Genomic DNA, 20,078 nt, shown 5'->3' with positions numbered 1-20,078 from the left:
AGCAACAGGAGAAGACCATGCGGAGAGCCGTTCTCGGCATGGCGGCGCTGGCACTCGCAGGTCTTGCGAGTGCCCAGCAGTCGCCGGCACCCACGGGCGCCACGCTTAACAGTCGGCTGACCGGCGATCTGGTGCCGACGCATGATCCGGTGATCGCGAAGGAACGCGGCACCTATTACGTGTTCGGCACTGGCCTGTCGGCGAAGACCTCGCCCGATCTGGTGCACTGGACGAAGGCGTCGCCGCCGCTCACCGCGCTGCCCGATTGGGCGACAAAGGCGGTGCCGGGGGCGAAAGGGATGTGGGCGCCCGACATAGCGTTCGTGAATGGGCGCTGGCGGCTGTACTATGCGGTATCGACATTCGGCTCGAACCGCTCGGCGATCGGACTGGCCACCAGCCCGACGCTTGATCCCGCCGCGCCTGGCTACGGCTGGCGCGACGAGGGGCTGGTGCTGATGTCGATGGTCACCAACGACTATAACGCGATCGATCCGAACCTTGCGATCGACGCTGACGGACGGCAATGGCTGAGCTTCGGCAGCTTCTGGAGTGGGTTGAAGCTGGTCGAACTCGATCCCGCGACCGGCAAGCCGCTCCACCCCGCCGCCCAGCCGATCGCGATCGCGCACCGGCCTGCGCCTGCCGGCGCGCCGGCTCCGGTGGAAGCGCCGTTCATCATCCGGCATGGCGGCGCCTACTGGCTGTTCGCGAGCTACGATTATTGCTGCAAGGGCGTGAACAGTACCTACTATACCGTGGTCTCCCGCGCGAAGCAGATCACCGGGCCGTATCTCGGCAAGGACGGCAGCAGCATGCTGAACGGCGGCGGTACCGTGTTCCTGCGCGCCGACCTGCCCGAGAAGGGGCGTTTCCGCGGACCCGGCCACCCCGGGTTCCTGCATGATACGGACGGCAAGGATTACGTCGTCTATCACGCCTATGACAAAGACAAGAATGGTGCCCCGACGCTCCGGATCGCCCCGATCCGCTGGGGCGCCGACGGCTGGCCGCAAGCGGAGGATTGAACCATGACCGACCTGAATCGACGCGGCTTCGTTGCCGCCGCCGCTGCACTCACCGCTACGCCAGCGCTGGCGCGCGTCGCGCCGAAGCCCGTGATCGTCAATCCGCTGGTCAGGAACCGCGCCGACGCGCAGGTCTTCCGCCATACGGACGGCACTTACTACATGACCGGATCGGTGCCGGAGTACGACCGACTGGTGCTGCGCCGCTCGCGCACGATCGCTGGCCTTGCCACCGCGCCCGAGCGGGTGCTGTGGCGGCATGAGAAGACCGGGCCGATGTCAGGCTTCATCTGGGCGCCTGAACTGCATCTCGTTGATGGCCGCTGGACGATGTATTACGCCGCTGGCCCAAGCGGTGGTGGCGACGACGTGTTCCACATCCGCACCTATGCGGTTGTGTGCGACGGGCTGGACCCGATGACCGGCACCTGGAAAGTGCTCGGCCAGTTGCAGACCGACTGGGACAGCTTCACCCTCGATTCGACCTCGTTCGTGCACAAAGGGCAGCGCTACCTCGCCTGGGCGCAGCGCGAGCCCGGCATCGACACCAACAGCAACCTGTATCTTGCGCCGCTGAAGACGCCGCTGACGCTCGCCGCCAAACAGGTGCGGCTGTCGGTGCCGACGCTCGACTGGGAGGTGCGGGGCTATAAGGTCAACGAGGCGCCGGCGGTGCTGGCGCGCAATGGCCGGCTGTTCATGACCTACTCCGCCAGCGCGACCGATGCGCGCTACTGCATGGGCATGCTCACCTGCCGCGACGATGCCGACATCATGGACCCGGCGAACTGGTCGAAATCGCCGGCGCCGGTGTTCAAGTCGTCGCCGGAACACAAGGTGTTCGGCCCCGGCCACAACAGCTTCACCACCGACGAACGCGGCCGCGACATGCTGGTCTATCACGCGCGCGATTACGCCGAGATCAAGGGCGATCCGCTGTTCGATCCCAATCGCCACACCCGCGTCCAGCCGTTCCGCTATACGGCGGACGGCGTGCCCGACTTTGGCGCGCCCGTCGCCAACGGGCCGCTGCGCGCGTGAGCGGGCTAGGCCGCCGCGAACTGCTCGCCGCCGGGGTTGCGGCGGCGGCGCTGCCGGCGGTCGCCGGTGCGGCGGAGCGGGCCAGGCCCTCGCTCGCGCCGCGCCCGCCGATGGGGTGGAATAGCTGGAACAGCTTCGCCACCACGATCACCGAGGCGCAGGCGCTCGAGACCGCGCGGATCATGGCGGCCAAGCTGCTGCCCGCCGGCTACGACGTCTTCACCATCGATATCCAATGGTACGAGCCGGACGCGAGCAGCTACGCCTACAGCGCCAAGCCGATGCCGACGATGGACGCGAACGGCCGGGTGCTGCCCGCGCCCAACCGCTTTCCGTCCGCGGCGAACGGGCAGGGGTTTGCGGCGCTTGCGGCGAAGGTCCACGCGCTCGGCCTGCGCTTCGGCATCCACGTCATGCGCGGCATTCCGCGCCTCGCGGTGGAGCTTAACCTGCCGGTGCTCGGCACGCCCTATCGCGCGCGCGATATCGCCGACGTGACCAGCATCTGCGCGTGGAACCCAGACATGTACGGTGTCGACATGCGCAAGCCCGGCGCGCAGGCCTATTACGACAGCGTCTATGCGCAATACGCCCGCTGGGGCGTCGATTTCGTCAAGGTCGACGACATGAGCCGCCCGTACGACGCGCACGCGCCCGAGATCGAGGCGGTCGCGCGTGCGATCGAGCGATCCGGGCGGCCGATGATTCTCAGCCTGTCGCCCGGCGAAACCCCGCTGGTCCGCGCCGATCACGTCCGCCGCCATGCCGAGATGTGGCGCATCGCCGACGATTTCTGGGACGAGTGGCCGCAACTGGAGGCTCAGTTCACCCGTCTGGAGAACTGGAGTCCGTATGCCGGCAACGGACGCTGGCCGGATGGCGACATGCTGCCGCTTGGCAGGCTCGCGCTTGGCGCGCGCGATACGCGCTTCACGCCCGACGAGCAGCGTACGCTGATGACCTTGTGGTCGATTGCGCGTTCCCCGCTCATCATGGGTGGCGACCTGCGCCATCTCGACGCGGCGACGCTCGCGTTGCTCACCAACCCGGAGGTGATCGCGGTCAACCAGGCGAGCAGCGACAACCGCCCGCATTATCTGGAGGACGGCACGCGGATCTGGAGCGCGGCGGCACCGGGCAGGGGATATTACGTCGCGCTGTTCAACACCTCGAAGGCGGAGCGGCGCGTTGCCTTGCCGCTCGACAGGCTTGGCATCGCGGGTGCTGCGAATGTGCGCGATCTCTGGGCGCGCGTACCGCTCGGCCCGATGCGCGGCGTGGTTGCCACCGAGGTATCTGCCCACGGCGCAGCCTTGTTAAAGGTTGCAACCGACAACTAATTACTCCGACTTAAGTTGACATATTATAAGGGCTCGCAAGATATGTTGTGAGCGCATGGTAGCTTTTGCGTCACACCGCTTTGAAATCGCGCCGCCATGCTTGACGACACCGCGCGACAGCGGCAAATGCCTATCGATTAATTGTTGGACTAATGACCGCATAGAACGGTCTGAAGAGGGGATGTGACATGGCTACGAATCGCACGATCCTTGGCACGGTTTCGGTGCTGGCGCTGCTCGCGGGCGGACCGGCGTTCGCGCAGAGCACCACGCAGTCGACACCGCCAAGCGACGGCGGCACCACCGCCGCCTCGGGCGACAATACCGCCGCGCCTGCGGACACGGCGATCCCGTCCAGCAATCCCGAGACAGACGAGATCGTCGTGAAGGGCGTGCGCGCGTCGATCGTCGGCGCGCTTAACGTGCGCAAGAATTCGACGCAGATCGTCGACTCGATCGTCGCCGAGGATGTCGGCAAGCTGCCCGACAACAACGTGATCGAGGCGCTTCAGCGTGTCACCGGCGTCCAGGTGACCAACCGCAGCGGCGGCGAGGCGGCCGGCATCTCGATCCGCGGTCTGCCGGATGCGCTGACGACGTTGAACGGACGCAACATCTTCACCGCCGCCGGCCAGTCCTTCTCGTTGCAGGATATCTCGGCCAACCTCATCAAGTCGGTCGACGTCTACAAGACGCGCGCCGCCGACCAGATCGAGACCGGTCTTGCTGGCCAGGTTGATGTGAAGACGCGCCGCCCGTTCGATTTCGACGGCTTCGCTATTTCAGGTCTCGCACGTGGCATCTACAACGAACAGGCCGACAGCTATAATCCGAACGCCGCGCTGCTGGTCAGCGATCGTTGGACAACCGGCATCGGCGATATCGGCGTGCTGGTGAACGGCAGCTACAGCAAGACCAACTACCGCGACATGACGGCAACGGCGGGCGCGCTGGTGCCGTTCGCGACGCTCAACCCGGCGGCGGGCACCGGTCTCGTGCCGTTCCAGCGCATCTTCCCGGCGGCGACCGACCCGACCACTGGCGCGTTCATCACCGCGCCGGGGCTGGGCGCATGGCAGGTCGGCACCGATGCGGGGCTGGCAACGGCGCCCGGCTCCTCCATGCTGGTGAACGGCGTGTCCACGCCCTACGTCCTGTCGCGCGACGCGGTGTTCAGCTCCGACCTGTACGGCCGGCGCGAGCGGCCGTCCGCCAACATCGCGTTCCAGTGGGCGCCGAACAGCAGCTCGGTCTACACCGCCGAGGCGTTCTACTCGGGCTTCCGCGGCAATACCTTCAACAGCCTGCAATTCAGCTTCGTCGATTTCTGGGACAACCCGCAGGCACCGACGCTGTACGATGGCACCAACATCGTGAAGTCGCGCGTCGCCAACAACGTCTACGGCTTCAACAGCGGCGACTACACCCAGAACAAGACCGACAGCTTCGTCTATGCCTTGAACGGCAAGTGGGACGTGGCCGGCGGTCGCGGCAAGATCGTCGCCGACATCGCGTATCAGACCAGCACCTACAACACCTCCTTTATCGCGATGCGGACCGAGCGCACCGCCAAGCAGATCAACGTCGATTTCAACCACGGCGGCGGCATCCCGTCCTACCATTTCGACGATGATTCGCTGCTGACCAACCCGGCGATCTGGAACGTCGCGCAGCTGTACGACAATGCCGAGCGCGATCACGGCAGCGCGATCACCGCGACGCTGGACGGCGAATATACCTGGGACAGCGGCTTCCTGCGCCGCATCAAGGGTGGTTGGCGCATCGACGATCGTAAGGCGGACGTGTCGACCCGCACGCAGGACGCCGCCAACCTCGGCATGCCGCTGTCTTCGCTGGGTGACGGGGCGACCTTCACCAACTCGGGCTTCTTTGACGGCCGCGCCGACGTGCCGAGCAGCTGGGTGCTCGCCAACGGTTATTGGCTGAACGCCAATGCCGATACGGTGCGCTCGCTCTACAAGCTCAAGACCTCGGACCAGTTGACGCTCGGCCGCGTCTTCCAGACCGACGAGGTGACGATGGCCGCCTATGCGATGGCGGACGGCGAGCTGTCGATCTTCGGTCGGCCGCTCCAGATCGAGGCGGGCGTCCGCTTCGTCACGGTCGACACCAATTCGCAGTTCTTCAACCGGCTCGACAATTTTTCGGAGACCGACGCCTCGGTCGCCACCAGCAAGTTCCTGCCGAGCGCGACGCTGCGCTACGAGATCACCAACAAGCTACGGCTGCGCGCCAATTTCGGCGAGACGCTGCGCCGTCCGAACTACACCGATCTCAACCCCAACTACACGCTGACCGGCGATCTCACCAACGTCGGCTACGGGTCTGGCTCCGCCGGCACCGCCAACCTGCGGCCGACGCAGTCGAGGAACTACGACGTCGCGCTGGAATGGTATTTCGACCGCGACAGCGCGATCACCGTCACCGGCTTCCGTCGCGAGATCGACGGGCTGGTGGTGCCGGTCACGCAGATCGAGAACATTCCCAACAATGGCATCGTCGCGGGCGCCACGAACACGTTCGCGATTACGCGGCCGCTCAATGCGTCCAACGGCGTGTTGAAGGGGGTCGAGGTCGGCGTCACCTACTTCCCGCATTACCTGCCGGGCCCGCTCGATGGCCTCGGCTTCGTTGGCAGCCTGACCGTGCTCGATTCGAGCCAGAACATTCCGCAGTTCGATGCCAAGGGTACGCTGATCGGGCAGTTCCAGTCGCCGTTCTTCGGCGTGTCGAAACTGTCGTACAACGCGACGCTCGCCTATGATCGCGGGCCCGTCGGCGCGCGCGTTTCGTACGTGTGGCGCAAGGAGTTCCTCGCCAACAACGAGGCGCGGCTGTTCGCCAACCCGATCGGCGTGTGGCGCACGCCTGAAAAGAGCCTCGACGTGCAGCTTACCTATGCGCTCACCAAGCGGCTCGGCGTCACGTTCGACGCGACCAACCTGACCAACTCGACGCAGCAGACCTATTACAAGTTCGGCGATGCCGGTGGTCCGGTGACGGACAATCTCGCTACCACCCTGTTGGCGCGGACCTTCGCGCTCGGCGTGCGATACGGGTTCCGGTGATGCTCGCGCGATCCGGCCGACGTACCTCGCTCATCCGGGCGATCGGTCGTGCCGGATCGTCGCTGCGGGCAGTGCGCACGGCGATGCTGTGCGCAGCCCCGCTGTTGCTGGCGGCGGCGCCTTCGCCGCCGACTCCGCGCCTGGCGCGCGACACCATCCTCCAGCACCGCTACGGCAACGACGCCGACTGGTATCGCGATCGCATCCCGCTGTTCGACAGTTCCGACGAGACGCTGAACGCGGTGTATTACTACCGCTGGCAGGTGTTCCGCGCACACCAGCGCGATCTCGGTGCGAAAGGCTATATTTCCACCGAATTTCTCAACGATGTCGGTTGGCAGCGCGAGCCCTATGCCAGCCTCAACGATGCCACCGCCTTCCACATCGCCGAGGGGCGCTGGCTGCGCGACCGCCGCTTTGCCGATGATTACCTGCGCTTCCTCTATCTCGATGGCGGCAATGACCGGCATTTCAGCGAGGCGATCGCCGATGCCGCATGGGGTCGGTATCTGGTCGATCACGACAGCCAAGCCGCGCTCGCGCTGTTGCCGGCGATGCGCCACGTCTATGGTCTGTGGGACGATCGGTTCGATTTCACCAAGGGGCTGTACTGGATCGAGCCGCTGCTCGACGCGACCGAGTACACCGTCTCCTCGATCGACGCTTCGGGCGGCAAGGACGGCTTTCGCGGCGGCGATGCGTTCCGCCCGTCGATCAACAGCTATCAATATGCCAACGCACTGGCGATCAGCCGCTTTGCCGCGCTCGCCGGTGACCGCGCGACCGCGGCCGATTACGCCGCCCGCGTGGAACGACTGCGTGGCCGTGTGCTCGACGCGCTGTGGAGCGACCGGCAGGATCATTTCATCGACCGGTACAAGGTCGACGATCAGTATGTGCATTACTGGGACCAGATCCGCGCGCGCGAACTGGTCGGGTATCTGCCGTGGACGTTCGGCCTGATCGGCGCGGAACCGAAGTATGACGGCGCGTGGAAACACATCCTTGCCGCCGATCAGCTCGGCGGCCCGGCGGGCCTGCGCACGACCGAGCCGAGCTACCAATATTACATGCGTCAGTACCGCTATGACGCGGCGACCGGATCGCGCGAATGCCAGTGGAACGGCCCGATCTGGCCGTTCCAGACGACACAGGTGCTGACCGGCCTCGCCAACCGCCTCCACGCCGGGCCGGACGGCGCGATCGGGCGCGGCGATTACCTGCGGCTGCTGCGGCAATATGCGGGCATGCATTATCAGGGCGGAAAGCTCGATCTGGAGGAAGATTACGATCCCGCCACCGGCAAGCCGATCGTCGGCCTGCCGCGCAGCCACCATTATTTCCACAGCGGCTTCGACGATCTGGTGATCTCCGGCCTCGCCGGGATAGAGCCGCAGGCGGACGACAGCGTGGTGATCGACCCGCTGCTGCCGGTGAACGACCGCAGCAGGGATCGACTGCGCTGGTTCGCGGTGCAGGACGTGCCGTATCACGGGCGGCTGCTCTCGCTGTTCTACGATGCCGACGGGCGGCATTATCGTGGGCGCGCGGGTTTGAGCGTCTATCTCGATGGGGCACTGGTCGCGTCGCGCGCGGAGCTCGGCAAGCTGGTGGTACCGGTTCCCGCCGCGCCGAACCCCGTGATCGTCCGGCCAAGCGCGCAATCGATCAGCCTCGTCCGTAGCGACTATCCCAGGCCGACCGCATCGAGCGGCACCGACCCCGAACGGCTGCATCAGGGCATCGACGGGCGCGTGTGGTTCATGCCCGAACTGCCCAACGGCTGGGAGTCGACCGGCGCGACCCGCGACGAATGGTTTGCGGTCGATTTCGGCAAGCCCGTCACGCTCACCCGCGCGGAACTGTCGTTCTTCGCCGGCGGCGCGTTTGCCGCGCCCGACAGCTACGCCCTCGAATACCAGGCAGACGGCCAGTGGCGACCGCTTCCGACGCAGCGGGGCGCACCGCGCGCCAACGCGACCGCTGCGGTCACCTTCCAGCCGGTCCGAACGACCGCGGTCCGCCTCGTCATCCGCAAGGCGCCCGGCGCGCAGGTCCGCCTCGCCGAGATCAAGCTGTTCTGATCGCCACCGGTTGCGCGCTTGCGAGCGCACTGCCACAACCGCCGGATAACACTTCGGGGGAATGTTGATGCGCGCTTCTCTGCTCGGCCTGTCGCTGCTTGCCACGCCTGCGCTTGCGCAGACGCCCGCCATCTCGGTGGATACGCTCAAGTCCGTTACGCAGACGCTGTCGTCCGACGCATACGAAGGGCGTAAGCCAACCACCCCGGCCGAGGACAAGACCACCGCCTACATCGTCGCGCAGTTCAAGGCGGCGGGGCTGAAGCCGGGCGTCGACGGCGGCTGGTTCCAGAAGGTGCCGCTGGTCGAGATCACCGCCACCAACGTCTCGCCGCTCACCATCACCGGCGGCAGTGCGCCGCTCGCGCTCGCGTTCCGCAGCGACGTGGTGCTGAAAAGCTACCGGGTCGTGCCGCATATCGCGATCACGGACAGCGATGTCGTGTTCGTCGGCTACGGCATCAACGCGCCCGAACGCGGCTGGAACGACTATGCCGGGCTCGACGTGAAGGGCAAGACGGTGGTCATCCTCGTCAACGATCCCGACTGGCAATCGGCGGCGCGCACCGGCCTGTTCGAGGGCAAGGCGATGACCTATTACGGCCGCTGGACCTACAAGTACGAGGAGGCCGCGCGACAGGGCGCCGCTGCCGCGATCATCGTCCACGACACCGAGCCGGCGGCGTATGGCTGGGGCGTCGTCCAGTCGAGCAACACCGGCCCGCAGCTCGAACTTGACGAGGCGGGCGACCACATGACCGAGAGCGCGGCGGTCGGCTGGATGCAGCTCGACAAGGCCAAGGCGCTGTTCGCGAGTGCTGGCAAGGATTTCGCCGCGCTGAGTGAAACGGCCAAGCACAAGGGCTTTCGCGCGGTGCCGCTCGGGGTGAAGGCGTCGGTGTCGTTCGACAATACGATCCGCCGGCAGGCCTCGAAGAACGTCATCGGCATTCTGCCCGGCAAGACCGCGCCGAGCGAATACGTGCTGTACTCCGCACATTGGGATCACCTTGGCCATTGCGACCCGGTCAAGGGTGACGGCATCTGCAACGGCGCGCTCGACAATGCCAGCGGGGTGGCCGGCCTCGTCGCGCTTGCCCAGGCGCAGGTGAAGGCGGGTCCGGCGCGCCGCTCGATCGTGTTCCTGTCGGTGACGGCGGAAGAAGCCGGGCTGCTCGGCTCGCGCTATTATGCCGAGCATCCGGTCTATCCGCTCAGCGAAACGGTCGGCGGGGTCAACATGGACGTGCTCAACGTAAAGGGCCGCACCCATGATTTCGAGATCACCGGCGCGGGCAAGTCCGAGCTTGAGGACCTGATGAAGACGCTGGTCGAGGCGGAGGGCAGGGTGGTGAAACCCGAACCCAACCCGGAGCGCGGCAGCTACTTCCGCTCGGATCATTTCAGCTTCGCCAAACTGGGCGTGCCGATGTTCGATGGCGGTGCCGGCGAGGATCTGCTGGTCGGTGGCGAGGCGGCAGGCCATGCCGCGACGCTCGACTATATCGCCAACCGCTATCACAAGCCGCAGGACGAATATGACCCCAAGTGGGATTGGTCGGGGGCGGTCGAGGATCTCACGCTTTATTACCGACTGGGCCGCGAACTCGCCGATGGCGATCAATGGCCGAATTGGTACAAGACCGCCGAATTCCGCGCGATTCGCGATAAGAGCCGCGCCGCCGCACACTAGGACTTGAGCTATGCCGAACATCGTCCCTCCACCTGAATGGGCGCCGCACAAGGCCGTCTGGATCGGTTTCCCAAGCCACCCCGAACTGTGGGAAGACGATCTCGAACCGGCACGGGAGGAAGTCGCCGCGTTCGCACGCGCGGTTCATGCCGAGGGCGAGGGCGAGCAGGTCATCCTGGTCGCCGCCGATGACGAGGCGGCGCGCGCTGCGGTGCGCGTGGCGGGGGACGTGGCCGAGGTGGTGGTGCAGCCGTTCGGTGACATCTGGCTACGTGATACCGGCCCGATCCTGACCGGCGACGGCACGGCGCGCGCATTCCGCTTCAACGGCTGGGGCGGCAAATACGATCTGCCCGGCGACGACGATATCGGCCTGCGCCTTGCCGACACGATCGATGTGGCGGTGGAGCGCTGCGACTGGGTGCTGGAAGGCGGCGCGATCGACGGCGACGGCACCGGTCGTGTCGTCACCACCCGGCAGTGCCTGCTCAACCACAACCGCAACCCCGATCTTTCGCAGGACGAGATCGCGGCGCGTCTGAAGGCGGATCTCGGCTTCGGAGAGATCGTCTGGCTCGGCGACGGGCTGCTCAACGACCATACCGATGGCCATGTCGACAATCTCGCCCGTTTCGTCGCGCCCGGCGTGGTGGCGATCCCACAGGCGACCGAGAACGACCCCAACTGGCTGGTATACTCACAAGCGGCGGACGCGGCGGCGGCGGCAGGCCTCGACGTGACGCGCATCCCTTCGCCGGGCCGCGTGCTGCGCGACGACGAGGTTATTCCGGCGAGCTACATGAACTTCTACATCGGCAATGCCGCCGTGGTGGTGCCGCTTTACGGCGCACCCAACGACGATGCGGCCGTCGCGGCGATCCAGGCGCTGTTCCCGACCCGCGCGGTGACCGGCCTGCGCGCCGACGCGATCCTGACCGGCGGCGGCAGCTTCCACTGCATCAGCCAGCAGATCCCAGCCTGATCCAACGGGCGTACCAGAGCCGGGCTATGGTACGCCCAAAGGTGTTTCACGCGGCGCGGATCATCCCCGCAGCGCCCGCTCACCTTCAACCATATAATCGCGCGTCATCGGCAGTGCGTGGCGGTTGCGCGAGAACTGAAGCTGGTAGTTGACCAAGCCGCCGAAGCGGAAAGCCGATGCCGCGGCCGCTAGATAGAATTGCCACATACGGTAGAACGGCTCGTCATACAGGCTGACGATCGCCTCGCGCGCCGCCACCGTGCGTTCGTACCAGGCGTCGAGCGTGTAGGCGTAATGCAGCCGCAACACCTCCACGTCGGTCATCATCATCCGCAGCCCTTCGTAGGACGCTGCGATTTCGGACAGCGCCGGGTTATAGCCGCCCGGAAAGATGTATTTGGTCGTCCACTTGTCGGTTACGCCCGGCTTACCGGCGCGGCCGATGGTGTGGAGCAGCATGACGCCGTCGTCGGTGAGCAGGTCGCGACACTTGCGAAAGAAGGTGCGGTAATGCGCCGGTCCGACATGCTCGAACATGCCGACCGACACGATCCGGTCGAATGTACCCGTCACATGGCGATAGTCGATCAGTTCGAAGCGAACCTTGTCGGCGACGCCTGCTTCCTCGGCGCGACGGCGTGCAACCTTTAGCTGCTCTTCCGACAGCGTTACGCCAAGCACCTGTGCGCCGGTCTTGGCATGCAGGTACAGCGCCATGCCGCCCCAGCCGCAGCCGATATCAAGCACGGTCATGCCGGGTTTGAGCGCCAGCTTGGCGGCGATATGCGCCTTCTTGTCGTCCTGCGCCTGCTCCAGCCCGTTGGCGGGATCGGTGAAGTACGCGCAGCTATATTGTCGGTCGGCATCGAGGAAGAGATCGTACAGCCGGTCGGACAGATCGTAATGGTGCGCGACGTTGCGCTTCGACCGCTTCGCCATGTTGATGCGGCCGATACGGTGCGTCACCGCCTCCACCGCGCGGCGCATCGGCACGGCGGCGAGCCGGTTTGCGCCCGTCTCCCATGGGTCGTTCGAGCTGAGCAGATTGATCAACTCGCGTACATCGCCGTGTTCGACGACCAGGCGGCCGTGCATGTACGCCTCGCCCGCGCCGAGTGCGGGATCGCGCACGATCGCGGCCGCCGCGCCTTTGTCGGTGAAGCGGATCGTCACCTGCGGGAAGCCGGGCGTCGGCGTGCCGAACGTCTTGGTCGTGCCGTCGGCGTGGTGGACGGTGAGCTGCCCGCGCTGGACCCGCGCGGCGAGGAACATGTCGATCAGAGCCATGCGCGAGCCGTTAACAATTAGATGCCCGCATACCAATCGTAATCGACATTGTCCTCCCAATAGCCGCCCTTGCCACGTCCGATTCCGTCCAGTGATGCTACCGCGTTGATCTGCATCAGATACTTGGCATGTTTGTAGCCAAGCTGCCGTTCCACGCGAAGCCGCAGCGGCGCGCCGTGGCCGACATCGAGCACCCGGTCGTTGAGCGCCCAGGCGAGGATGGTCTGCGGGTGAAACGCGTCGAGCAGATCGATCGATTCGTAATAGGGCTGACCGTTGTAGAGGTCCGCGCAGGTGAACACGACGTAGCGCGCGGTGTCGCGGAGACCCGCCGCCTTCAGCAAGGTGCCGAGCTGCGGCCCGTGCCATTTGCCGATCGCGCTCCATCCCTCGACGCAATCGTGGCGGGTGATCTGCGTGCGCGTAGGCAGGCTTCGTACCTGCGCCAGCGACAGGTTGAGCGGCCGCGCCACCAAACCGCCGACCTTCAGCCGCCAGTGCGCGAAGTTCTCCGCCACCATCGCGGTGTAGTCGGGCGTGCCGGGATTGTGCGTGCCGTTGACGCGAAAACGGGGCGACATCTCCGCCGTCGTGAACTCGGGCGCGAGCGCGGCTCGGTTCGACAGCGCGCGTTGCAGGCCGCGATTCATGATCTCGCCCGAGAACAGAATCTTCCGAAACGCCGGCACCTGCGCCACCTTGTCGCAGCCGGACAGCAGCAACCCGGCACCGGCGGCGCTGCCGGCAATCAGCGTGCGGCGGGTCAGCAGCGTCATGCCTCCTCCTCCGGCACGCGCCAGCGCCCGGTAATCATGGACCGTACCTCATTGATCGGCCCTGCCAAAATCACCAGCGTCAGATGGATGACGATGAAGCCGGTCAGCGCGGCGGCGGCGATAAAGTGGATCGAACGCGCCGACTGCCGCCCGCCGAACAGATCGAGCAACCACGGCCATGCCGCGTCCATGAACGGCGACATGGCGAGACCGGTCAGGATCATCGTCGGGATCAGCACGAAGATCACGCCGACATACGACAGTTTCTGGAAGATGTTATAGGCCTGCGGATCGGCCGGATCGTGGAAGCGCATGGCGAGATGTTCGCGCACGTCATGCCACAGGTTCGCCGCCGACAGATCGCGCACCCGCACCCGCAGCTTGCGCAGGAAATGCCGGTTGAGGAGGCTGACCACCATATAGCCGAGCAGCCCGAACGACAGCACATACGCGAACAGCAGGTGCCAGCGCCGCGCGATCGCGAGGTTATAGTGCGCCGGGATGGTCACGTAGCTGGGCCAGTGAATCGTGTTCAGCCACGGATGGTCGAAGTTCGCGCCGTACGCACCCCAATACAGATGCGGGTGCGCGTTGAGGATGGTGAGCCCGCTGCCGAGCATGATGAACAGCGTCACCGCGTTCACCCAATGCCAGGCCCGCGTGGCGATCCGGTGCCGATAGATCGTGCGCGGCGTGCTGGCGGGCGGGGGATCGGTGTCTGTCATGGTCATGGTCCGTATACGCCAAACCGGCGCGGATGGTTACGCGACCGTCGCAAATCCTGTAGAGCCACGCGCGCTGCAAGGGAAACCATGTCTTGACCACCGATCATCATTTTTACGAGCCGGCCACCGGCCATCGTCTCGCCCACGATCCGATCAACGCGATCGTCGGCCCGCGCCCGATCGGGTGGATCAGCACGCGCAGCGCGGCCGGGGTGCGCAACCTCGCGCCGTACAGCTTCTTCAACCTATTCAATTACAAACCGCCGATCATCGGCTTCGCGTCGGTCGGGTGGAAGGACAATGTCGCCAACATCGCCGAGACGGGCGAGTTCGTCTGGAACCTCGCCACCCGCGCGCTTGCCGAGGTGATGAACACCAGCGCGGCGATGGTCGGCCCGGAGGTCGACGAGTTCGACCTCGCCGGCATCGAAGCGCTGCCCTCGCGGCTGGTGAAGCCCGACCGGGTCGCGGCAAGCCCGGTTCAACTCGAATGCCGCGCGACGCAGACGCTGCGGCTGGAGACCAAGGAAGGTCAGGCCGTCGACACCTGGGTCGTGTTCGGCGAGGTGATCGGCGTGCATATCGCGCCCGATATGCTGGAGGACGGCGTGTACCAGACCGGTCGCGCCCGTCCGATCCTGCGCGGCGGTGGCCCGGCGGATTATTTCGAGGTGGGCGACGAAAGCCTGTTCCGAATGCGCCGTCCCGATCAGCCGTAAGCGCGCACGAAGAACACGATCGTCACCACGCAGGTCACCGCCAGCGTGCCACCGCGCACCACCGCCGCCGACAGCCGCTTGCCGAGTTTGGCGCCCATCCACCCGCCGAGGATCGCACCGATCAGCATCGGCACGCCCGCGTCCCAGCGCACCAGCCCGGTCGAGACGAACACGATCGCCGCCGCCCCGTTGGCGACGGTGAGCATCAACGTACGCGGCGCGAACAAGGCGCGTGGGGTGATGTTGGCGAGCAAGCCGTAGGTCGCGGTCAGCATCATGCCGACGCCGCCGCCGAAATACCCGCCATAGATGCCGAGCAGCGCCTGCCCGACCACCAGCGCGCGTGGCCCGATCGTGACGACGCTGTGCAGCGCGGCGGCAGCACGCGGCCCGAACGCGATCACCAGTGCGGCAGTGAGCAGCAGCCAGGGAATGAGCAGATCGAACAGATGCGTCGGCGTGGACACGAGCAGCAGGCTGCCCGCCAGCCCGCCGACGAAAGTGATCGCCGCCAGCACCCGCACATCGACCCCGCCGAGCGGACCGAGTTCGTCACGAAACCCCCACGCGCTCACCGCCGCGCCGGGCAGCAGGGAAACGTTGGAGGTGGCGTTGGCCGCGTTGGCAGGCAGACCGAGCGCGATCAGCGCGGGCAGGGTGGCGAATGTACCACCGCCGGCAAGCGCGTTCATCGCGCCGCCGAACACGCCTGCAACGGCGGCAAGGGCTATGCTACCGACGTTCAAGGCGAGGCTCCGCAAGGGTAGAGTAAGGCCCTTCGCCGGTGAGGCTAAGGTCCGACGTTAGGGTGCTTTTATCGCGAGCGGTTTCGCCCGTCACGCGTAGTCGTGCGCCTTAAGCGTTATGACGGCGCTGTAGCGCCGCCGGCCGGGCGCGCCTTCTGCTCGCGTCAGCTTTGCTGACGCTTGCCGGCGCGCCTTACCCCAGCGCCGCCTGCTTCTCCTCGGCCAGCCGGTCGAGTTCGGCGCGGCTCTTTTTCTCGCTCGCCGTTTTCAATTGACCGCACGCCGCGTCGATATCGCGCCCGCGCGGGGTGCGCACCGGCGCGGAGATGCCCGCGTGGAACACGATTTCCGAGAACCGCTTGACCCGCTCCGGCGTGGAGGTCTCGTACGCCGCGCCCGGCCATGGATTGAACGGGATCAGATTGACCTTGGCGGGCAACTGATAATGCTTGAGCAACCGAACCAGCTCATGCGCATCGGCATCGCTGTCGTTCTTGTCCTTCAGCATCACATATTCGAAGGTGATGCGCCGCGCATTGTTCGCGCCAGGATAGTCCGCGCACGCCTGCAACAGTTCCTCGATGCCGTATTTGCGGTTAAGCGGCACGATCTCGTCGCGGATCTCCTTGGTGACGCCGTGCAGCGACACCGCGAGGTTGACGCCGATCTCGGCACCGGCGCGCGCCATCATCGGCACCACGCCCGAGGTCGACAGCGTGATCCGCCGCTTCGACAGCGCAAGCCCGTCGCCGTCCATGACGATGCCGAGCGCATCCTTGACCGCATCGAAATTGTAGAGCGGCTCGCCCATGCCCATCATCACGATGTTGGTGAGCATCCGCCCCTCCGGCGTCGACGGCCATTCGCCGAGCGCGTCGCGCGCCAGCATCACCTGCCCGACGATCTCGGCGGCGGTGAGGTTGCGCACCAGCCGCATCGTGCCGGTATGGCAGAACCGGCAGTTGAGCGTGCAGCCGACCTGGCTCGACACGCACAGCGTGCCCCGATCCGCGTCGGGGATGAACACCGCTTCGTAATCCTCGCCATCGGGCGCACGCAGCAGCCATTTGCGCGTGCCGTCGGTCGACACCTGCGCCTCGACCACTTCCGGCCGGCTGATCGCGAAGCGATTGGCGAGCCACGGCTGCATCGTCTTGGAGATATCGGTCATCAGCGCGAAGTCGGTCACGCCGCGATTGTAGATCCAGTGCCAAAGCTGTTTGGCGCGCAGCTTCGCCTGCTTGGGTTCGAGCTGCGCCGTCTCCAGCGCCCTGCGCAAGTCGAGCTTGGACAGGCCGAGCAGGTCGATCCGGCCGTCCGGGCGAGGCACGGCGGCGCGGGGCACGGGCACGGGATCGATGTGCCCGGGGATGGGCATCAGTGCGGCGGAAGCTGTCTGCATAGACACGATATAGCAGCTTTTCGCAGGATTTTCTACTCGCGGCTCAGCTGTGGGCCCGCACGCACGCCAGCGCCGCGGCATCGATCGCGGTCGCCGCGCCGCCAAGCGCATAGACGTCTGCAAACGGGCCGCCGCTGTTCGCCAGTGTCTCGACGCTCATGCTGCGGCCCGAGCGCATCGCCGCGACGATTGCGGCATCGGTGCGCGCATCCGGCGCCCAGGCGTCGGTACGCCCTGCGACGAGTTCGAAGCGACGCTCGCCGACCGACAGCGTGACGCGGGCGCGGGGGTCGCGGGTACGGCTGAGCCGGATGTGAAGCTGGTTGCGCACGCTCTGGCTCGGCCAGCTCGCAACGCTGGCGAACGGGCGCCAGCGCGAACTGCCGCCGCTTTGCACCGGTTGCGCGATCGCGAAGCAGTGCAATGGCGAAGGATCGCTGAACGCGCCCCAATTTTTGTACACGCCAATCGCGTCATGCGCGTCAGCCGGCGCGGCGCACAGCCAAAGGCCCGCGCCTGCCAAAATCATGAACCGCGCTGCCTTGGAAGCCATGGGTGCGCTTTCAACCCCGTGTGGCGCAAAAGCAACGGATTTCCGCGTTTATCTGAGGTTCATGCAACGCGTGATCCGCTCACCTATTTGAGCATTCCCGCCCCGGATGCTGCCCGGCAGTTGCGGAAATGTGTAATGGAGTGAGTATCATGCAGAAGTTTCTTGTCACCGCCGCCACCGCCGTGCTCGGCCTGGGCGTCGCCGCACCCGTGATGGCGCAGGACGGCCCGCCGCCCGCCCCCGTTTCCGGCACCGCGTTCAATGGACCGCGCGTCGGCGTGCTGCTCGGCTACGACAAGCTCCAGCCCGGTCGCGGCCCGGACTCGGATATCGACAGCGACCGCAAGGCGGATGGCCTGCTCTACGGTGGCGATATCGGCTACGACAAGGATCTCGGCAACATCGTGATCGGCGTTGAGGGCGAGATCACCGGCTCGACCGGCAAGGTCACCAACGCACCGTACAGCGCCGCCGCGCTCGGCTATGGCCGCGTCAAGCAGGGCCGCGATCTCTATGCCGGCGCGCGCATCGGCTACAAGGTGTCGCCGACCACGCTCGTCTATGCCAAGGGCGGCTACACCAACGGGCGGCTCGACCTGACCGCCAGCGACGGCGTGACCGAAACCGGCGCGCATTACAACCTCGACGGCTACCGCGTCGGCGCTGGCATCGAGGAGGCGATCAGCCCCAACACCTATGCCAAGATCGAGTATCGCTATTCGAACTACGGCGATGCGCGCCTGGAGTATCGCAACGGCGCCAATACCAACAACTTCGACGTCGACACCGATCGCCACCAGATCGCGGTGGGCGTCGGCTACCGCTTCTAAGCGTCCGAATCGGGCGAGGGGAGGGGTCGGAGCGCTTGCTCCGGCCCCTTTTCGCGTTAAGGATGGAAACGGCGCATTAACCCACGGCTTTTAACGCCGGGCGGGACGATAAGTGGGCTGATGGCCCGGGGGATTGAGATGAAGGCGACGATCGAACGCGCGACCCTCCTGAAGGGCCTCAGCCATGTGCAATCGGTGGTGGAGCGGCGCAACACCATCCCGATCCTTTCCAATGTGCTGATCGAGGCGACGGCTGAGGGCGGCCTCAAGCTGATGGCGACCGATCTCGACCTCCAGATCAACGAGACGATTGCGGCAGCGGTCGATCAGCCGGGCGCGACTACCGTCTCGGCGCACACCTTGTTCGATATCGCCCGCAAATTGCCCGAGGGCGCGCAGGTCAGCCTGGCCGCCGCCGATGGCAAGCTGACCATCGTGGCAGGGCGCGCCCGCTTCCAGCTCGGCACCTTGCCGCGCGACGATTTCCCGGTGATCGCGGAGGGCGAACTGCCGGTCACGTTCGAGCTGCCGGCGGAAACGCTCAAGCAGATCATCGACAAGACGCGCTTCGCGATCTCGACCGAAGAGACGCGCTATTACCTCAACGGCATTTTCCTGCACGTCTCGGCCGATCCGCAGCCGGTGCTCAAGGCTGCCGCCACCGACGGGCACCGCCTTGCCCGCGTGACGATGCCACGCCCGGAAGGCGCCGAGGCGATGCCCGACGTGATCGTGCCGCGCAAATGTATCGCCGAGTTGCGCAAACTGCTCGATGAAGTCGATGCGCAGGTCGGCGTGTCGCTGTCCTCGACCAAGATCCGTTTCGATCTCGGCCATGCGCTGCTGACGTCGAAGCTGATTGATGGCACCTTTCCCGATTACAGCCGCGTGATTCCGACCGGCAACGACAAGATCCTCAAGATCGATCCGCGCAGCTTCGAGGAAGGCGTCGACCGCGTGTCGACGATCGCCACCGAGAAGACGCGCGCGGTGAAAATGGCGCTAGACCGCGACAAGATCATCCTGTCGGTCACCAGCCCCGACAACGGCACTGCCGCCGAGGAAGTGCCCGGCGAATATGTATCGCTGCCGTTCGAGATCGGCTTCAACAGCCGCTACCTGCTCGATATCCTCGGCCAGTTGGATGGCGATACGGTCGAGGTGCATCTCGCCGACGCCGCCGCGCCGACGTTGATCCGCGAGAACGACAAGGCCGCCGCGCTGTACGTGCTGATGCCGATGCGGGTGTGATGCACCGCTGATCTGGATCAATCGGCAGCGCAACGTGCCGCATACGGCACGTTCTGCCGCTTAAGCCGCGTCGACGGTGCGGCTTTCCACGTCATGTCCCGTTTGACGGCCGCCGGTGTTTGCCGGTTGCCTGAAAGGATACAGCATGGCCGTGAAATTCGCCGGGACGATGAACGCGATCAATCGCGGTTTGGAAACGACCAAGGCCGCCAAGGGCGCCGACATGATCGAGGATTGGGAAGCCGCGCTGGCGGATATCGACACGACCGGCGCGAAGGGCATCCTTCGGGATCTGGGATCGCTGCGCAAGCAGTTGGAGAAGGACGCACCGGACGCAGACCGCGTGCATGCGCTGCTCCACCGGCTTGGTGCCGCCACGACCAAGATCGCCGACAAGGCCGAGACCAATCAGGAGAAGCTGAAGGCGCTTGGCGAGGCGCTGACCGAAGCCGGCGAAGACCAGCCGGATGAGGAACATGACGCCGAGGCTGCCGCCGCCCCCAAGCGCGGCCGCAAGAAGGCCTAACTGGTC

At 65.8% G+C, this 20,078-nt stretch carries 15 protein-coding genes and 2 pseudogenes; 11 read left to right on the top strand and 6 right to left on the bottom strand.

Annotation, left to right across the window (positions count from 1 at the left end):
• The first annotated feature begins 17 nt into the window (after positions 1–17).
• From OXR00_RS11990 to OXR00_RS11960, 7 genes and pseudogenes are all read left to right on the top strand, one after another.
• Entirely contained in the window at positions 18–1,028 is a 1,011-nt protein-coding gene (locus OXR00_RS11990; RefSeq protein WP_267388446.1) for an arabinan endo-1,5-alpha-L-arabinosidase, read from the top strand.
• A 3-nt stretch (positions 1,029–1,031) separates the two neighbouring features.
• Positions 1,032–2,141: pseudogene (locus tag OXR00_RS11985) on the top strand (glycoside hydrolase family 43 protein); the annotation flags it as partial.
• Positions 2,142–2,179: 38 nt separating this feature from the next.
• Positions 2,180–3,409 carry a glycoside hydrolase family 27 protein gene (locus OXR00_RS11980; protein WP_276593066.1) on the top strand — a complete coding sequence of 410 codons (1,230 nt, stop codon included), beginning with the start codon at positions 2,180–2,182 and terminating at the stop codon, positions 3,407–3,409.
• A gap of 188 nt (positions 3,410–3,597) precedes the next feature.
• Complete coding sequence (locus OXR00_RS11975; RefSeq protein WP_267388443.1) at positions 3,598–6,498, top strand: TonB-dependent receptor; 2,901 nt, start codon at positions 3,598–3,600, stop codon at positions 6,496–6,498.
• Positions 6,498–8,582, top strand: a complete 2,085-nt coding sequence (locus OXR00_RS11970) for a discoidin domain-containing protein (protein ID WP_267388442.1) — start codon at positions 6,498–6,500, stop codon at positions 8,580–8,582. Before OXR00_RS11975 ends, OXR00_RS11970 begins: the two co-directional genes overlap by 1 nt.
• Before the next feature lie 67 nt (positions 8,583–8,649).
• Entirely contained in the window at positions 8,650–10,275 is a 1,626-nt protein-coding gene (locus OXR00_RS11965; protein WP_267388441.1) for a M28 family metallopeptidase, read from the top strand.
• Between the two features lie 10 nt (positions 10,276–10,285).
• Positions 10,286–11,257 (top strand): agmatine deiminase family protein, encoded by a 972-nt coding sequence (locus OXR00_RS11960; protein ID WP_267388440.1) that lies wholly within the window; start codon positions 10,286–10,288, stop codon positions 11,255–11,257.
• A gap of 60 nt (positions 11,258–11,317) precedes the next feature.
• Here OXR00_RS11960 and OXR00_RS11955 read toward each other — a convergent pair whose 3' ends face one another.
• The 3 genes from OXR00_RS11955 to OXR00_RS11945 are packed head-to-tail and all read right to left on the bottom strand — an operon-like array spanning position 11,318 to position 14,045.
• Entirely contained in the window at positions 11,318–12,544 is a 1,227-nt protein-coding gene (locus OXR00_RS11955; protein ID WP_267388439.1) for a cyclopropane-fatty-acyl-phospholipid synthase family protein, read from the bottom strand.
• Positions 12,545–12,561: 17 nt separating this feature from the next.
• Complete coding sequence (locus tag OXR00_RS11950; protein ID WP_267388438.1) at positions 12,562–13,320, bottom strand: molybdopterin-dependent oxidoreductase; 759 nt, start codon at positions 13,318–13,320, stop codon at positions 12,562–12,564.
• Positions 13,317–14,045, bottom strand: coding sequence for a cytochrome b/b6 domain-containing protein (locus OXR00_RS11945; protein WP_267388437.1), 729 nt, complete (start codon positions 14,043–14,045; stop codon positions 13,317–13,319). The genes OXR00_RS11950 and OXR00_RS11945 overlap by 4 nt, the downstream gene beginning before the upstream one ends.
• Positions 14,046–14,049: 4 nt before the next feature.
• Here OXR00_RS11945 and OXR00_RS11940 point away from each other — a divergent pair.
• A pseudogene (locus OXR00_RS11940) lies at positions 14,050–14,764 on the top strand (flavin reductase family protein).
• On the opposite strand, the gene OXR00_RS11935 reads toward OXR00_RS11940, so the two are convergent.
• The 3 genes from OXR00_RS11935 to OXR00_RS11925 all read right to left on the bottom strand — a co-directional run bounded on the left by OXR00_RS11935 (position 14,755) and on the right by OXR00_RS11925 (position 17,465).
• Positions 14,755–15,510, bottom strand: a complete 756-nt coding sequence (locus OXR00_RS11935; protein WP_267388436.1) for a sulfite exporter TauE/SafE family protein — start codon at positions 15,508–15,510, stop codon at positions 14,755–14,757. The pseudogene OXR00_RS11940 and the gene OXR00_RS11935 overlap by 10 nt on opposite strands.
• A 193-nt stretch (positions 15,511–15,703) precedes the next feature.
• Positions 15,704–16,888 carry a 23S rRNA (adenine(2503)-C(2))-methyltransferase RlmN gene (gene rlmN, locus OXR00_RS11930; protein WP_267388568.1) on the bottom strand — a complete coding sequence of 395 codons (1,185 nt, stop codon included), beginning with the start codon at positions 16,886–16,888 and terminating at the stop codon, positions 15,704–15,706.
• Between the two features lie 67 nt (positions 16,889–16,955).
• Positions 16,956–17,465, bottom strand: a complete 510-nt coding sequence (locus OXR00_RS11925) for a hypothetical protein (RefSeq protein WP_267388435.1) — start codon at positions 17,463–17,465, stop codon at positions 16,956–16,958.
• Between the two features lie 149 nt (positions 17,466–17,614).
• Between OXR00_RS11925 and OXR00_RS11920 the strand changes: the two genes are divergently transcribed.
• The 3 genes from OXR00_RS11920 to OXR00_RS11910 all read left to right on the top strand — a co-directional run bounded on the left by OXR00_RS11920 (position 17,615) and on the right by OXR00_RS11910 (position 20,072).
• A complete protein-coding gene (locus tag OXR00_RS11920; protein ID WP_267388434.1) occupies positions 17,615–18,295 on the top strand; it encodes an outer membrane beta-barrel protein in 681 nt (226 codons plus the stop codon).
• Between the two features lie 138 nt (positions 18,296–18,433).
• Positions 18,434–19,546 (top strand): DNA polymerase III subunit beta, encoded by a 1,113-nt coding sequence (gene dnaN, locus OXR00_RS11915; RefSeq protein ID WP_242152322.1) that lies wholly within the window; start codon positions 18,434–18,436, stop codon positions 19,544–19,546.
• A 145-nt stretch (positions 19,547–19,691) separates the two neighbouring features.
• A complete protein-coding gene (locus tag OXR00_RS11910; RefSeq protein ID WP_242151882.1) occupies positions 19,692–20,072 on the top strand; it encodes a hypothetical protein in 381 nt (126 codons plus the stop codon).
• Positions 20,073–20,078 lie beyond the last annotated feature (6 nt).

The sequence above is a fragment of the Sphingomonas sp. GC_Shp_3 genome (genome assembly GCF_026540945.1).
GTDB lineage: Bacteria > Pseudomonadota > Alphaproteobacteria > Sphingomonadales > Sphingomonadaceae > Sphingomonas.
This window is presented reverse-complemented; position numbering and strand designations above follow the sequence as displayed.

What these genes read in the sequence shown, in the direction of transcription:
- OXR00_RS11990 (WP_267388446.1), top strand. Translation starts at nt 18, where the DNA reads ATGCGGAGAGCCGTTCTCGGCATGGCGGCGCTGGCACTCGCAGGTCTT.
- OXR00_RS11980 (WP_276593066.1), top strand. Translation starts at nt 2,180, where the DNA reads ATGGGGTGGAATAGCTGGAACAGCTTCGCCACCACGATCACCGAGGCG.
- OXR00_RS11975 (WP_267388443.1), top strand. Translation starts at nt 3,598, where the DNA reads ATGGCTACGAATCGCACGATCCTTGGCACGGTTTCGGTGCTGGCGCTG.
- OXR00_RS11970 (WP_267388442.1), top strand. Translation starts at nt 6,498, where the DNA reads ATGCTCGCGCGATCCGGCCGACGTACCTCGCTCATCCGGGCGATCGGT.
- OXR00_RS11965 (WP_267388441.1), top strand. Translation starts at nt 8,650, where the DNA reads ATGCGCGCTTCTCTGCTCGGCCTGTCGCTGCTTGCCACGCCTGCGCTT.
- OXR00_RS11960 (WP_267388440.1), top strand. Translation starts at nt 10,286, where the DNA reads ATGCCGAACATCGTCCCTCCACCTGAATGGGCGCCGCACAAGGCCGTC.
- OXR00_RS11955 (WP_267388439.1), bottom strand. Translation starts at nt 12,544, where the DNA reads ATGGCTCTGATCGACATGTTCCTCGCCGCGCGGGTCCAGCGCGGGCAG.
- OXR00_RS11950 (WP_267388438.1), bottom strand. Translation starts at nt 13,320, where the DNA reads ATGACGCTGCTGACCCGCCGCACGCTGATTGCCGGCAGCGCCGCCGGT.
- OXR00_RS11945 (WP_267388437.1), bottom strand. Translation starts at nt 14,045, where the DNA reads ATGACAGACACCGATCCCCCGCCCGCCAGCACGCCGCGCACGATCTAT.
- rlmN (WP_267388568.1), bottom strand. Translation starts at nt 16,888, where the DNA reads ATGCCCATCCCCGGGCACATCGATCCCGTGCCCGTGCCCCGCGCCGCC.
- OXR00_RS11925 (WP_267388435.1), bottom strand. Translation starts at nt 17,465, where the DNA reads ATGGCTTCCAAGGCAGCGCGGTTCATGATTTTGGCAGGCGCGGGCCTT.
- OXR00_RS11920 (WP_267388434.1), top strand. Translation starts at nt 17,615, where the DNA reads ATGCAGAAGTTTCTTGTCACCGCCGCCACCGCCGTGCTCGGCCTGGGC.
- dnaN (WP_242152322.1), top strand. Translation starts at nt 18,434, where the DNA reads ATGAAGGCGACGATCGAACGCGCGACCCTCCTGAAGGGCCTCAGCCAT.
- OXR00_RS11910 (WP_242151882.1), top strand. Translation starts at nt 19,692, where the DNA reads ATGGCCGTGAAATTCGCCGGGACGATGAACGCGATCAATCGCGGTTTG.